Annotated in this window: 12 protein-coding genes; 3 read left to right on the top strand and 9 right to left on the bottom strand. The window is 71.8% G+C overall.

The features are described 5' to 3' along the window. Positions 1–681, bottom strand: a complete 681-nt coding sequence (locus BHS09_RS04295; protein WP_011550941.1) for a MotA/TolQ/ExbB proton channel family protein — start codon at positions 679–681, stop codon at positions 1–3. Positions 682–793: 112 nt separating this feature from the next. Between BHS09_RS04295 and BHS09_RS04290 the strand changes: the two genes are divergently transcribed. Beyond that, complete coding sequence (locus BHS09_RS04290; protein WP_140797235.1) at positions 794–1,603, top strand: SDR family oxidoreductase; 810 nt, start codon at positions 794–796, stop codon at positions 1,601–1,603. Positions 1,604–1,613: 10 nt separating this feature from the next. On the opposite strand, the gene BHS09_RS04285 is transcribed toward BHS09_RS04290, so the two are convergent. The 4 genes from BHS09_RS04285 to BHS09_RS04270 form a co-directional block, all read right to left on the bottom strand. Further along, complete coding sequence (locus tag BHS09_RS04285; protein ID WP_140797234.1) at positions 1,614–4,004, bottom strand: hypothetical protein; 2,391 nt, start codon at positions 4,002–4,004, stop codon at positions 1,614–1,616. A gap of 44 nt (positions 4,005–4,048) precedes the next feature. Next, a complete protein-coding gene (locus BHS09_RS04280; RefSeq protein WP_140787496.1) occupies positions 4,049–5,086 on the bottom strand; it encodes an effector-associated domain EAD1-containing protein in 1,038 nt (345 codons plus the stop codon). 207 nt (positions 5,087–5,293) lie between these two features. After that, complete coding sequence (locus BHS09_RS04275) at positions 5,294–7,726, bottom strand: alpha-2-macroglobulin family protein (protein WP_237080188.1); 2,433 nt, start codon at positions 7,724–7,726, stop codon at positions 5,294–5,296. Next, the gene (locus BHS09_RS04270; RefSeq protein WP_174260491.1) at positions 7,723–10,809 is read right to left on the bottom strand and encodes an MG2 domain-containing protein; all 3,087 of its coding nucleotides are present in this window, start codon (positions 10,807–10,809) and stop codon (positions 7,723–7,725) included. The genes BHS09_RS04275 and BHS09_RS04270 overlap by 4 nt, the downstream gene beginning before the upstream one ends. 101 nt (positions 10,810–10,910) lie before the next feature. On the opposite strand from BHS09_RS04270, the gene BHS09_RS04265 reads away from it, so the two are divergent. Next, positions 10,911–12,104: a hypothetical protein gene (locus tag BHS09_RS04265; RefSeq protein ID WP_140797231.1), complete on the top strand. Its 1,194-nt coding sequence runs from the start codon at positions 10,911–10,913 to the stop codon at positions 12,102–12,104. Between the two features lie 7 nt (positions 12,105–12,111). Here the strand turns inward: BHS09_RS04265 and BHS09_RS04260 are convergent, their stop codons facing one another. Both BHS09_RS04260 and BHS09_RS04255 read right to left on the bottom strand, forming a co-directional pair. Next, positions 12,112–12,405 (bottom strand): hypothetical protein, encoded by a 294-nt coding sequence (locus BHS09_RS04260; protein WP_140797230.1) that lies wholly within the window; start codon positions 12,403–12,405, stop codon positions 12,112–12,114. A 54-nt stretch (positions 12,406–12,459) separates the two neighbouring features. Next, positions 12,460–12,690, bottom strand: a complete 231-nt coding sequence (locus BHS09_RS04255; protein ID WP_140787486.1) for a hypothetical protein — start codon at positions 12,688–12,690, stop codon at positions 12,460–12,462. Positions 12,691–12,888: 198 nt separating this feature from the next. Between BHS09_RS04255 and BHS09_RS04250 the strand changes: the two genes are divergently transcribed. Then, entirely contained in the window at positions 12,889–13,098 is a 210-nt protein-coding gene (locus BHS09_RS04250) for a hypothetical protein (RefSeq protein WP_011550932.1), read from the top strand. A 12-nt stretch (positions 13,099–13,110) separates the two neighbouring features. Here the strand turns inward: BHS09_RS04250 and BHS09_RS04245 are convergent, their stop codons facing one another. Both BHS09_RS04245 and BHS09_RS04240 read right to left on the bottom strand, forming a co-directional pair. Next, a complete protein-coding gene (locus BHS09_RS04245) occupies positions 13,111–13,707 on the bottom strand; it encodes a hypothetical protein (protein WP_140797229.1) in 597 nt (198 codons plus the stop codon). A 130-nt stretch (positions 13,708–13,837) separates the two neighbouring features. Then, positions 13,838–14,638, bottom strand: coding sequence for a nucleotidyltransferase family protein (locus BHS09_RS04240; RefSeq protein ID WP_174258643.1), 801 nt, complete (start codon positions 14,636–14,638; stop codon positions 13,838–13,840). Between the last annotated feature and the right edge of the window lie 115 nt (positions 14,639–14,753).

Raw genomic sequence — 14,753 nt, 5'->3', positions numbered from 1 at the left:
CTAACGGGCCTCCGAGCGAAGACTGCCCACCAGCGCGTGGCCCAAAGCATTGGCGCGGCTGGTGAGCGTCTTGAGCTGACGGCTGAAGACGTTGAAGGCCACCACCGCCGGAATCGCCACTGCCAGACCCACGGCCGTGGCGACGAGCGCTTCGGAGATGCCGGCCATGACGGTCTGCTGCATGGCCCCGCCGCCGCCCTGGGCGTTCATCTTCCCCAGGTCATTGAAGGCCTTGATGATGCCCAGCACCGTGCCGAACAGACCGATGAACGGCGCGTTGTTGCCCAGCGTGCCCAGATACGACAGGAAGCGCTCGTAGCGCGGGCGCTCACGCGACAGGGTGGAGGCAATCACCTGCTCCACCGTGTCCGCGCCCTGGTCGGCGCACGCCAGCCCTTCGCGCAGGATGGCGGCCTCCATGCCCTGACGCCCCTGGATGGCGGCTTTCACCGCGTCCAGCTCACCGCGCGACAGCCGCACCGCCAGGGCCTCCGAGTCCGGCAGCCGGTGACGGGCGAAGTACACCGTGCGCTCCAGCATGATGGCGATGGAGAGCACCGACAGGCACACCAGCACCCACAGCACCCACTCCGCGGACGTGAGTGTCACCCCCAGCAGCTTGCTGCTGAGCCACCCCAGTTGCTCCGGGTGGGCCTGGGCGAAAACGGCGATGGACGGCATGGTGTCTTTCCCCTCGCGAAACACGTTGGCGCGACCAGAACACCGGGCCCGAATTGAAGTGTCACCTGGTGGTCGGATTTTTTCCGGGCCCCCCTGACGGCGAGGGGTCAGAATGCGCGCCATGCGAGGAAAAACGGTGGTCGTCACGGGCGCCTCGGCGGGCATTGGCGAGGCGCTGGCGGTGGTGCTGGCCGGACGCGGCGCCAACCTGGTGCTGGCGGCACGCAACGAGGAAGCGCTCCAGCGGGTGAAGGCCCGGTGCGAGTCGGCCGGCGGGCGCGCGGTGGTGGTGCCCACCGATGTAGGTGACGCGGAGGCCTGCCGCCACCTGGTGGAGCGCGCGGTGGAGTCCTTTGGCGGCATCGACGTGCTGGTCAACAACGCGGGCGTGACGATGGACGCGCGCGTGGACGAGGTGAAGGACCTGTCCCTCTTCGACCGGCTGATGCGCATCAACTACCTGGGTGCGGTGTACTGCACCCACCACGCCCTGCCCCACCTCAAGGCCCGGCGCGGGCTGGTGGTCGCCGTGTCGTCCCTCACGGGCAAGACGGGCGTGCCCAACCGCAGCGGCTATGCGGCCAGCAAGCACGCCATGCACGGCTTCTTCGACTCACTGCGCATCGAGCTGCGCGGCACCGGCGTGGACGTGACGGTGGTGTGCCCCGGCTTCGTCGCCACCAACATCCGCGACAGCGCGCTGGGCGCGGACGGCCAGCCCGTGCGGCAGAGCAAGCACGACGAGAGCGCGGGCAACATGGACGTGGACACCTGCGTGGCCATCATCCTCCGCGCCATGGAGCGGCGCGAGCGCGAGGTGGTGATGACCACCAAGGCCCGCGTCGCCCAGTTCCTCAAGCTGGTGGTCCCGGGCGTGGTGGACCGCATCGCCGCGAAGACCATCCAGGACCGGCAGCGCTAATCCGCGCGGCTCAGGTGGCCGGCGGAGGCGAGGCCGGCCGCTCCACGCGCGTCAGCAGCCCGGTGATTCCCTCGAAGGAGGCGTTGCCCACCTGGTGCAGGCCGAAGCCCCAGAGGAAGGCCGTCATGCCCGCGCCGAAACCACCCCACGTGGGCGAGAAGACATTGAGCAACTGAAGCCCCAGCGCCACCGCCACCGTGGTGAGCAGCGCCAGCACGCCCAGCTCCACCAGCCACATATGACGCGGCGACGGCAGCGGCATGCCCTCGAAGTCGCCCAGCGCGGGCGCCCCTCCGGCGGGCGCCTCCGGCAGCGCGAGGATGCTTCCACCGCTGGGCGCGGTGGGAGGAGGCACGGAGGGCGCCCCGTCGCCCTCGTCGTCCGACGCGAGCGATTCCAGGTGGAAGCTCTTCGCCATCCGCTGGGACTGGCTGGCGGAGACAAACCGGACGCGCGCCTCGCCGTACTTCCCCGCGGCCTCGTGCGACGACTCCGCCACCAGAAGACCCATGGCTTCGCGCAGGAGCGCCTCCACCTCATCGAGCGCCTGCGTCTGCGCCTCGGACTCACTGACGTGCCGCGCCTCGTCCACCGCGCCGCGCAGCTCCACGATGAGCTGGCGCACATAGGCGGCATGCGCGCCCTGGTACATGCGGACGGCATCATCCACGCTGGTGTTCGCACGCTCGCGGGCTCGCTCCAGCAGTGTGTTCACCTGCCGGGTGAGGGCATCCCACTCCTCCTCCGTGAAGCCTCGCGGCGGCGTGCGGGACGCCAGGGCCGCGGACAGCTCCTCGCAGAGGATGTCGAAGTACGAGCGGCGAGCGAACTCCAACTGGCGCCGGGCGGCGTCCAGCGCGCCCCGCGCCAGCTCCTCCCGCACGGTCGACAGAAGGGACAGCAGTTCGTACTTGAGCCGGAAGCCCAGCGAATCCTCACCGTGCTGCTCCACCAGCGTCCGCGCCTGACGGTCGATGTCCTGCAACCGCGCCTCCAGCCCGGCGCGCGCCAGTCCGTCCACGTCCAGCTCCCGCACCTTGGCGGCGAGGCGGTCCAGTTGCTCGGTGGCGGTGTCCTCCGTGCGCAGCGCGCCTTCCACTTCCGCCAGCAACTGGCTCGCCTGCTCCGGACGCAGCTCGGCCGGGAGCGCGTCCAGCTTGCGTGACGTGTCACACCACGCGCCATACAGCCGTAGACGAGGCTCCAGCGCGGTCAGGTCCCCGTCGCGCACGCGGATGCCTCGCACCGGCCGGCGAATCTCCGACGCGAGCCCGTCCACCTGGCCCAGCATCACCTGCCCCACCTCCCGCGCCCGAGCCCCCTGCCCGCTCACCACGGCCTGAAGCCGGCGGTGCAGCTCCATGACCCGCTGCAAACGCAACGTCCGGGGCCGGATGCGCTGCGAATACAGGCGCACGCCGAACGACGACACGGCCCCCGCCGCGATGAGCAACGCGCCCCACAACCAAGGCGAGCTCACCCACAAGGTGAAGGGCTGCTCCACCGGAATGCCCGAGCGCACGGACAGGCGCACGGTGCCGGTGTACTCGCCCGGACCTTCCAGGCCCCGCAGGTTCAAGAGCAGCGCGCCGCTCCCATGCGCGCTCACGGGAATGCCGCCGTCCACCGACGTGACATCCAGGTTGCCGCCATCCGGATTCCCGCCCTCCAGCGCGAAGCGCACGCTCTGGAAGCGCGGCTGGATGAGGGCCGAGCCCATGTCCGGCGCCTTGCGCTGCAGTTGGAGCAACTGGGGCACCGACACGACACCGCCCACGCCCGCCGTCTCCTTGAACGGCAGCCGCACGGTGGCGTCGATGGAGCCCCAGCCCCAACCCGCGGACGTCACCGCCGGCGACGTGGCAATGAACTGCACCGCGGGCACCGCCTGCACGCGCGTGACGATGAGCGCGGTGGTCTCCCGCCCTTGCGCATGCACCAGCACCACATGGCCCGTGTAGTCACCCGTGACGGGCAGCCTCCCGGTCAGCTCGACGTGGATGGGGCGCCGCGTGGAGATGGGCACCGTAGCGCTCCCGGCCTCCGCTTCCTTCACCACCGCCTGCAACGCCACCTGCACGCCGTCCTGGGCTTGGAGCGGATCCACCAGCACCGTCACGCCGCCGGGCAGCTCGCCGTCCACACCTCTCACCACGCCGCCGGCCACGGCCACGTCGCCGACCCCCTCCGGCGCGCTCAGCAAATCCACGCGCAGCACGTGCCGGAAGTCCTCCGACGCTGTCCGCAGCTTCACCTCGTTGCTGGCGGAGGCACCCGCCACGCGCAGCGAGGGCTCAGCACTGGCCCTCCAGGGAAGGACGAGCAACAGGAGCAGGGCCGGAAGACGCACGAGCCCCCACGCGGAGTGGGTGACGGCGGGACGGGTGCCAGCGGAATGCATTCACTGACTGTATCAGGCGCCCCCCATGCCTCCACTTCGCGCCCCTACCCCCACCCCAGCTGGCTCAACATGCTCCCGGACAGGCTGCCGCGGATGGTGTCGATGGGGATGCCCTCGTTGTGTCCCACCGACACGGACGGGACGCGGGGCCCACCGCTGTGATGCAACGCGGCCAGCCGCAGGTCCTGGGTGAAGCAGGGTGCCCCCGAGGAGCCCGGCCCCGTGCACGCGCGGTACGCCACGCGTGTGCGGCCCGGATTGACGCCCAGGAACTCATCGAGCGCGACGCTCATCGGCTGGCCCGCCGGGTGCTGGACGATGAGCACCAGGCTGCCGGGCGTGAAGGACTCCCGCGAGTCGGGCAGCTCCAGCCAGCCTCGGGGCTCCCCGTCGACCAGGTCCTCGCCGGGGACACCCGCTACCTCGAGGAAGGCGTAGTCCAGCTCGCCCGACGTGGCATCGCGCGGACGCGGGTGCATCAGGTCCGCGGGGCTGTAAGGACTGCGCGCCAGACAGCGCGTCACGCGGTACACCGTCCCTGGATGTAGCAGTGTCCCGTCCTGGAGGACCTTGCGGCCGAAGCGCACCCGTAGAGACTCCAGCAGCCTGTTCTCGATGACGTGGAAATTGGTGAGCACGACGTTGGGGGACACCAGGAAGCCGGTGCCCAGCGCCGCGCCCACCTCCGGCTCCACGCGGCACACCTGCCGCTCGATGGACGTCAGGCGCTTGCGCCAGTGCTCACGCTCGGCGTCCGCCCGGCCGCTGCCGAAGATGCGCTCCAGTCCGACACGGGGGATGCTGCGCTGGACGGACGCGAGGTACACCTGCACGAAGCGTTGGAGGCGAGGGTGTCGGGGCAGGGCCTGGTAGGCGCCGCGAATCAGCTCGCGCAGCCAGCCCTCCGCCTCCGCCATGTGGATGAGCGTGAAGACGCGCTCACGCAGCCCACCGGAGACGCCCAGCGCTTCCAAATCCCTGCGGCAGGTGGCGGCCACGACCCGGCGAAGGTGCTCTACCGAGGCAAACGCGCTCGTCAGCACCCGCTGTAGCTCGTCCCTCTCCGCACCGTCGAGCTCCATGCTTGCCACCCACGACGAAACAACCCTGGGAGCGGTTGCGACTCCGTGTTGCTGCTGGGAAATCTGTGCATCCCCTGCGTGGGTGCCCAGTTGGGAGCGCGGACTACATTTCTTGGAGGCCCGTGAAGTCACCACGAGTCGACACATAACGCGCCCCCCAGCGCCAGGGCAGTGGCCCGGGGGGCAGGAAGTGACAGCGACCTCTCCTCAGCGAACGGCCCACGTAGCGGGGGGTACGTAGGACACCAGGTCAGGGCGCGACAGGGTCATCAGCGACGACGCGCCTCCCTGGAGCGTACCCGCCAGCGTCGGGATGACGCGGAAGCGCGCCTGGAAGGGCTCGCCCGGCCCTCGGGGATGAAGCCGCAGCGTCACCGCGCCATCCTCGCTCTGCCAGGACGCCACCTTCCCTTCACGCACGAGCGCCTCCAGGCTGGCGGTGTCCACCTGCACGCCCGCGGGCAGCCCGTGGCGAATCACCAGCGGCAGGCCCGACGGCGTGGATGCCTGGAGCGTCACCTCCGACGGCTGCCCCACCTTCGCGTCCGAGGGCACCTGCACGGACAACTCCATCCCGGCCTGTGCCTGCTGCGTCCACGGCACCGCGGCGCTCAACGCCAGCGCGAAGCCCAACCCGGGCACCGCGGGCTCCGCGCGCACCGTCCAGGTATGCGCGCCGCCGGAGCCCGGAGCCGCCGCCTCCAGGGACAGCACCTCACGCAGGGCCTTGGCGTCGAAGGTGCCCTCGGTAATGACCTGGCCGTCCCGCTCCAGCACCACCCGCACCTGGGCGGGCAGCGGCTCGCGGAAGAGGGACACCACGGCCTGCAACGCCAGGCGGTTGGCGCGCCCGTTGCCCCAGCCATTCACCGGCTCGTAGCTGGCGAGCAACGCGGCGCCCAGGTCCGCCACGGGTGCCTTCGCGTCGCCCTCCAGGGCCAGCACGGCCAGCGCGGTGGCCTCGGCCTCCGTCGGCGTGCCGCCCGTGGCGTCCACCACGCCCTCCTCCACGGGCAGGAACGCGGCACCCTCGTCGCGCCGCTGCACGGCGTCCCGCACCTGCTCGCGCAGTGAGTCCCGCAGCGAGCCCGTCACCGCGCCGCTCGCCAGCAGCGCCGCCGCGGTGTAGCCATCCCTGACGTACGCCCGGTTGCGTTCCAGCGCACCCGAGGCCCGCGCGGTGAAGAAGGCCGCGCGGCGCTTGCCCTCCGGCGTCACCGCCGCCGCGTTCACCGCGCGCGTGCAGTCCGCGGTGGCCACCAACAACCGCTGGAGCGTCCAGCCGGCGCCGCCCTGGCAGGTGCCATCCGGAAGCTGCGCCGCCGCCACCTGCGCGGCCAGCCGCTCACCCAGGCGGGCCAGCACGGGGTTGTCCGGATGCGCCAGCGCGCCCTCCGCCAGCAGCGCCGCCGTGGCCACGTCCGGCGCCCGGCTCCACCGCAGCGCGCGCTGGGTCGCCCGCATCAGCCCCGCCCGTACCGACTCCACGTCCACTTCACCGGACTCCGGAGGCACGGGCGCCTTCAGCCGCTGCCCGGGCGTGCTTAGCGCCTTCAGTGCCTCCGCGGACCGCGTCTCGCCCAGCGCACTCAGGAGCTCCGGCGCGCGGCCCGCCAGCAGCAGCGAATAACCCACGCCGGCCGCGTCCTCGCGCCCGCTCGCGTTCAGCAGCTCCGAGCGCAGCACGCCCAGCCCGCCGGGGAACACCCGCACCCGGACGCGCTCGCTTCCCGGCTGCGCGTCCACGGCCCCGGTGAGCGACAGCGAGCGCGGCGCCGCCAGCGTGCCACCGCGCGTCTCCACCACCGGCCGCCCCGTGGCCCACACGGGGAAGTCCCGCACCACCGCGTCGGTGGCGCCCAACGCCGCGCGCACCGCCACCTGGCCCGGCGTGGACACCCGCACCGTCACGTACTCCACCACGCTGCCGTGCGCCGGAACGCGCACGGTGCGGCTGCCGCCCTCCACCAGCGCGCCCGGCACCTCCACCTTCAAGGGCGCCTCCACCGCCGCGTCCGTGGTGTTCATCACCTGCACCGGCATCCGCACGGCGTCGCCCGCGCGCAGGAAGGCCGGCAGCACCGGGTCCACGTACGTGGGCAGCGTGCCCGTGAAGGACGTCACCGCGCCGGACTGCGCGCCCGAACGCGAGTGCGCCAGCGCCAGCACCCGCCACTGCGTGAGGCGGTCCGGCACGCGCACCGGCACCGTCGCCGCGCCGGACGCGTCCGTCACCACCAGGGGTTCGAAGAGGAACGTCTCCGGGAACCAGGCACGGCTGGGCGTTGCGTCTGCCTCCGCGCCGCCCCCGCCCTTGCGTGCATCATCCTTGACCACGACGGCGCGGGCACGGCGGGGCTCGTTCGCGAACCCGGGCATCCCCCCTTCTACTTCCATCTCTATCTGCGGCTCCGCCATGACCGGCGGGGGGGCCATCACCGCTTGCACCTCGTCGTACGCGGAGTTCTCACCAAAGGAGCGGAGACTCTTCGACGCCTGGGGCGCGGACGCACCCGCCAGCGCGTCAGCGGATGAGCCGAACAGGCGCCGCATGTCGTCACCGAAGAGCGCCACGAACATGACCAGTCCCACCAGGCTCGCCAGGGAGCACCCCACCCCGGCGAAGAACGAGCGATTCATGGCGCCTCCCGGGCAACCCAAGCGTTCCAGTTCTCCACGTCCTCCGGCAGCCGCGTGCCGCTGGACACCACCGCCCGCGGGTCGGTGAGGGCCAGCAGGTCCACGGGCAGCCGCGACAGCTTCAACCGGCGGCCAAAGGCATCCCTCACCTTGTCGCCGCGCTTCTCACACGCCGCCAGCGCGCCCTCCCACAGCCGGGCCATGCCCGCCGGGTCCAGCGTCTGCCCTTGCGGCGCCTTCTCCTCCCAGGCGCGCACCTGCGCGTGCAGCTCCGCCAGCACGGCGTAGAAGGGTTCGGTCAGCTCCGACTCCGGCTCGAAGGCCGTCACCGCGTTCACCGTCACGCGGGGCTCCGTGTGCTCGCGCCGAGGCACATCGCTCACCCGCAGCACCGCCGCCGACGCCGCGTTTGCCCCGCGGATGCGGCCCATGGCCAGCGCCTGACCGTCCAGGACACCGAAGGCGGGCGAGGCCACCGTCGGCACGGGCCGCAGCTGCCCCAGCGCGTCCGGCCCTGGCAGCGGCGCCAGCTGCGCCAGCGTCTCGTCCACGCCGAAGAGGCCCACCGCCGCCGGACCGTCCTGGCCATCCACCCGCGTCTGCAATTGGAGCCGGGCCAGCTCGCCGGGAGCGTAGCGCTGCTTGTCCGGCGTCACCTCCACGGAGAGCTGCGCGCGCGGCGCCACGTACACCCGGCCCTGCGCGCCCTCCCAGTACGTCATCGCCCAGCCCTCGAAGTCCTCGGGCAGCTTGAAGCGGACCGAGCGCGTCGCCTTGTCCACCTTCTCTTCCATCCGTTGGTTGCCTGCCTGGAGCACCAGGGTATCGGGCAGCGGGCCCTCGAACTGGGGACCGCGCATCAGCTCGATGCGGACCTCCTCGCCGCCGCGCGCCAGCACGGGCGTGGCGCGCAGGCGCGTGGGTGGTACCTCCGCCGGACGCAGCACCAGCTTCGTTTCGCCCACGACCTCTCCCCTCTGGGTGCCGCTCACCTTCAGCTCGTAGCCCAGGAAGGTGGTGGCCTGGGAAACGGCCTGGCGCCCCTTCTCCCCCGACAGACGTGCGGTGAGGTGCCCCACGCCCAGGGCGTTCTGCCGATACTCGGCCTCGGGCAGCCGGACGCGCGCGAAGCGCTCCTGGATGCAGGGCAGGGCGGACGCGGCCAGCGCGTTCGACTGCTTCGGCAGCGTCACCCACGTCAGCGACTCCAGGCCCCGCTTCCCCAGCCGCCAGCTCAACGCCGCGGGCAGCGGGGCTTCCATTCCCAGGTCTCGCGGCAGACACGTGCGCGCATCGAGGGCCGCGTCGGACAGCGCGGCCACCAGCATCTCAGGGGCGCCAATGGCCGCCTCCACCTCCACTTCCAACTCCGGCAGGCCCGGGTCCATGATGGCCAGGCTCACCTGGAAGACCCGCTCACGCCCGGCGGGCAGCACGCGGGTACGCAACGCCGAGGCCACGCAGGCGGGCAGTGCGCCCTCCTCCCCAGTCACCACGTCCACCACCGCGCCCGAAGCACTCACGCGCAGGCCGAGCGCGACTTCCATCTCTCCATCCTCACGCGTCACGAAGCGCGCACAGGGTTCGAGCGCGGCCAACCCCTTCTCCAGCGCGAGCAGGTCCTCGAGCGAGGCCTCCGTCTCCGGCGCCAGCAGGTTGCGCGTCTGGCCCAGCCGCACCGTGGGCTCGGGCGGCGGCGGGCGCACGGGCATGGGCGGCACCACGACGTTGACGGGAGGCCCGGGGTCCAGTTGGAAGACGGCCACGCCGTCCTCGTCCGTCAACGCGCGCACGCCTTCGTCCCGCGGGTCCCAGGCGCGCTTCACCGTCAACTCCGTGCCCGGCAGCACCTGCCCCGCGGCCGTCGTCGCGCGTACGTAGACGCGGTTGTTGAACCCCGGCGCCAGTCCACCCTCCACCTCCGTCACCGCCGACACCTGCAGCGCGTCCTCGGACAGCAGCAGCGACACGCCGCCTTCGATGCGGTCTCCCGCCGCGTCCCGCGCCACCAGACGCGCCACCAACTGGGCCTGTCCGCGCAGGTCCAGGGGCACGCGCGGCAGCGACAGGCGGAAGCGCCCCGCGGCGTCGGTGCGCGCGCGGTCCGGCAGGCCTCCCGCATGCCACTCCGTGGGCGCGGGCCAGTCACCGTGGATGTTCCACGTCAGACCCACCTCGACGTCGGCCACCGGCGCGCCCGAGGCATACGTCACCTGCCCATCCACCACCGGCACCTCGTCCGCGCGCCAGAAGGGCCGGGCGCTGCGCGCCTCCACGCGGAAACGCGGCAGGGTGAAGGGCTTCACTTCGAAGGACGCCGAGGCCTGCGCCCCGCCGCTCACCCAGCTCACCGTCCAGCTCCCTTGCGGCGCGCCCCGGTCCAGCGGGAAGCGCCCGGCCACCACGCCCCAGGGGCCGGCCGGCGCGCGCTCCTCCAGCACCACTTCGCCGGTGGAATCCCGCACCACCCACGTCCCCGGCCGCCCATCCAACGGCGCCAGGTCCTTGGCCCTCAGCACCACCGCGCGGAAGAGGACCTCGTGGCCCGGCTCGTACAGGGGCCGGTCCGTCAGCACGTGAGCCAGGGCATTGGCATACAGCGGCAGCGGCGCATCCACGGAGTCCGTGCCCAGTGGCGAGGTGACGCGGGCCCGGAACTGGTAGTCACCGTCCGGTACCTCCGGCAGCACCACCCGGGCCGACAGGCTTCGGTCGTCCTGGGTGCGCTTCCAGTCCGTCTCCTTGGACAGTGGAAGCGGTGTCTCCTTCCCCTCCCCGTCTACCAGGAACACGGCGGCCGTGCCCTTCGTCACCGGGGCCTTCATCAGCTGGCCGGATTCCGGGTGCGGCGCCAGCGCATGCGTCACGACCATCACCTGGCCCGTGTCGCCACGCGCCAGGCCGGAGCCATGGACCTCCACCACCTGGCGGAACTGTCCGTCCGGACAGCTCGGCACCTTCACTCCTCGCAGGACCCAGGCGGAAAGGCAGACGTCCCAGGAGGCAAAGGCTACCGCGCCCCCCACGAGCAACGCAGCCAGTCCTCCCCCCAGCAGCCGGCGGCGCCGGAAGCGGATTGTCATCGGTTCTCCCCTTCCCTCCACTCTATGCCGGGAAGCCGAGGCCCTGACGAGTCCCCCCGTTCTTCGCGTGGCTCAAGACGGTGCGCTAGGGTCGCCGCTCCTTGCCAGCGCCCAAGCCCAAATCCCGCCCGCCCCAGGACGCGCTCCCCGCGCGCCTGGAATCGCTCCTGGAAGCCCTGACCGACCGGCATCTCGCGGACCGGCTGGAGCGCGTGCACCGCGCGGCGGCGGTGGCCATCGACCGGCTGGGACACTTGAGCATCGCGAAGTACGAGCCCACGTCGGTGGAAGCGGACGGCGGCGCGGACCTGTCGCTGTGGGAGACGATGGCGCCGGCCATTGGCGACACGCTGGTGGGCGTCAACCAGCTCGTCAGCGCCGTCCACCAGGAGTTCCCGCCCCCCACGCGCTCGGCCGGGCTCGGCGACGGTGGCTGGGCTCCGCCGCCGGCCAGCTCGGATGAGCGGCTGGCGCAGGAGGTGGAGGCGGTGCTGCACGCCATCGCGGACCGGCTGGCCCGCCGCGTGGCGGAGCTGGGACAGCAGATGCGCCGCCCGGAGGTGGTGAGCGACCGCTGGACGCTGATGGCCGAGCTGCAGGCCTTCCGCGCCGACTTCCGCGTGCGCATTGGCGACCTCGTGTACCTCACCGCCTCCGCCTTCGCCGACGTGCGCCGCGAAGAGGTGGTGCCCGGCTACGCCCACCAGGTGGGCGCACGGGCGGCGCTGCGCGCGGCCGCGGCGGACCTGCGCCGCTCCCTGCAAGGCCGGCTGGAGCGCGCGGCGAAGGCGGAGCCCCGCGCGCGCCCCGCGCTGGCGCGACAGGTGGCGGAGAGCCTGTCCGCCTTCGTGTCCCTTCCCGCGTCAGTGGCGCTGCGCACGCCGCAGAAGCACCAGGTGCTGGAGCTGCGCGCGCGGCTGCTGGACACGGCCACCCAGGCGGAGCTGGCGCCGGACGCGCTGCCGGGGCTGGTGGAGCCCTACCTCGTGGCGTTGGAAGAGCAGATGGAGGAGGTGACGCGCACCTGGCTCGTCGTCCACGACCGCGCGGTTTGGGCCACCTGCGGCATGAAGCTGGAGCAGGCGGACATGCACCTGACGCTGGGCTCGCGGGGCGCGGAGCGCGTGCTCGCGGAGGCCGTGGAGGCGGCGGGCGCGCTCCAGGGCCGCTCGCCGCCGTTCGACGTCTTCCTGCGCAAGGCGCGACAGGAGGCGGGCGACGGACTGGAGGAGACAGGGGCGCGGGAGCTGCTCGGCCGGTTCCGGGAGCGGCTCGCGGCCCTGCCCTTCAGTTGAAGCGGGATTACGGCTTGGTGCCTTCGGACTTCGCGCCCTCGGGCAGCGCGGGCGATTCGGACTTCGGCGGGAGGATGCGCAGCTCGTCGTAGCGCGCGGCCAGCGTCTCCGGCGTCATCTCCTCCTGCCACTGCTTGGGGTTGGTGTTCCAGCCGAAGTCGGCCGGCACCTTGCCGCCGCCCTGGCTGGCGTAGCCAATCATGTCCGGGAACTGCTTGGACCAACGGCCCGCGGGGTCCGGCTCCTTGGTGATGAGCTGGCGGTTGGGACGGTGAAGGAAGGGCTTGGGTGCGTCACTCATGGCCCGTAGCCTCTCCGAAAGCAGCCCGCGAGGGTAGAGGGAAGACGCGGAGCCTCAGGCCGCCCGGCGGGTCCGCTTGCGGCGCCCGGCGCTCACCGGCGGCAGCACGCGGGGGCCCATTTCGAACACCGCGGCGAAGAAGCGGGCCTGGGCCTCACTGCCATACCGGTACCGGCGCACGGCCCCGGCCCACGTCTCCACCTCCACGCCCCAGCCTCGCCGGTCATGGAGGAGCTCCACCCGCAGCACCCCACCCATGCCGTCACCCTCACCCTGTGCATCCATGCCCCGGGCCCTTGAAATCCCCGTGCCAGGGCGTTCACGCGACATCACCGGGTTGCGGTGTCGGCCACCCACCAAAGCGCGGCGAGCCCGTAAGGAATGCAGGAGGGCTCGGCCGCCTGCCTGCCTGATGGGCCATGCCCGACCGGGGGACACCTCAGGTCGCCTTGTGCCCCGCGATTCCTGCGTTAACTCAGAAGCATGACTCAATTCGAGAGCAACACCGGCGAGCGGTTCGCCGAATTCGTCCTCCCCGACGGCTGCGTGCTCTGCGGTGGAGAGGTGACTGTGCGTGCCTCTCAGGCGGGTGCGCACAGCTATTGCCCGCGGTGCCACTGGCTGTCCAAGCCCAGCATGCGCGTGCGCGACAACGGCGTGGAGCTGTCCTTCGCCACCACCGTGCTCGCCTGAGCACGCGCCGCCTCACGGCGGCAACATCGTCTCCGACAGCAACAGCGCCAGCAGCGCCGCCTTCTCTCCCTGTCCGAGGCGCAGCACCTCCTCGGGCAGGGACAGGGAGACGGGGCCCGGCTGGAGCGTCGTCCCAGGCTGGCAGGTGCGCCAGCCCGAATACCCTTCTCCCGTCACGGACAGCGTGTAGTTGCATCCGCCCATGGCGCCAGCGATGGCGAAGGGCGCGATGACGAGGCTCGACGGCTGGCTGGCGAAGTCTCCCTCCAGGCGCAGGCCCGGCTCCGGCGTCCTTTCGAGGACGCGGAGGTCGACGGTGCCTTCCCCCACGCGTCCGAGCAGGTTTCCGCTGGCCCATCCGACATCCACGTCACTGCCACGCACCTGTCCCACCAGCGCAGCGCCGCGCTGACGCAGCTCGATGCCGGGCCCCCGCACGACGCCGCCCTCCTCCAGGGACAGCGCCACCGACTGCGAGCCCGCTTCGAGCCGCAGCGGTCCTCCCTGCCCGGTGACGGAGACCTGTGCCCGCGCGGAGGGCGCGAGCGTCAGGCACAACACGCCCAGGATTCCGATGACACCTCGTGGCCCGGTTTCGCTCCGCGACACATGACACCTGCTTTCGGCGGGTCCTCTGCCCGAAGGTGAGGCTCCGCCGAAGCCGTGGCAGGGACAGTGGACCTGGCGCGCTCACGCCGGGACTGGAGAGGTCCCGGGAAGCGAGCGCGGGGTCCGTGGCTCAGTGGCCGCCGTAAGTACCGCTCGCGGCGGGCACCGCTTCGGGCTCGCGCTCGCGCGTGCGCTCGGATTCATCCCAGGCGCGGCCGTCCTCGTAGCCCCACTCGTCGACGTCCACCTGGTAGCTGACCTGCGACAACAGCCGGCCCCGGCACAGCTTCGAGTCCCAGTTGCCCTCCGCCAGCGAGCTGTTGGCGCGGGAGAGCAGCTCGCGCATCACCCACTCCGGGACGATGTCGCGGTCCGCGGGGTACGCGAAGCGGAAGAACATCAGGTGCGAGAGCAGCACCTCCCAGTACCGGTCGAAGCGCGCCAGCAGCCGCGGCCAGTCGAACGTGCGCCCCGTCTTCAGGAGCAGGTGCGTGAGTTCGTGCCCGTCGAAGCGCTCGCGCTCCAGGACGAAGGCCTTGCTCCAATAGATTTCCTCCGCCGGAGGCACGTTGCACGCGCAGTTCAGCAGCCGGGCGCGGACCGCGTGCTCGAACCAGCCGTCGTCAACGACGGTGATGCCATTGCCGGACGCGAAGATGAGGTCGACGAGGAAGTCGTCCCAGAAGGCCTTGTGCAGCCAGCCGTGGACGTTGCTCTGCGTGCTCCAGCCATTGCGCGCGAGCACCTCCAATGCGCGGTCCGCGTCGTCCTTGCGGATGAACAGGTCCAGGTCCTTCGTGTCGCGATAGATGCCCGTGTAGTGGGCGAACGCGTAGGCGCCGCCGACCAGGAACGGGATTCGCGCGTCAGACAACAATTGGATGGCATAGGCCCGTGCGCCCAGTTCGGCGACCGGCCGCCGAACCTCCATCCGCCGTGGGTCTCCCCCGGGCGCGCCCGAGGCCTTCGGTGGTTGCTCAGCCATGCGCCAAAAATAGGAGCGCGATGCCGGGACGACAGCGGTCCGGCCGCGTGGCAGGCCGCAG

The sequence above is a fragment of the Myxococcus xanthus genome, from assembly GCF_006402735.1.
Classification (GTDB): Bacteria; Myxococcota; Myxococcia; order Myxococcales; family Myxococcaceae; genus Myxococcus; species Myxococcus xanthus_A.
Note: the sequence above shows the minus strand (reverse complement) of the source record. Positions and strands in the feature narration are given on the sequence as shown.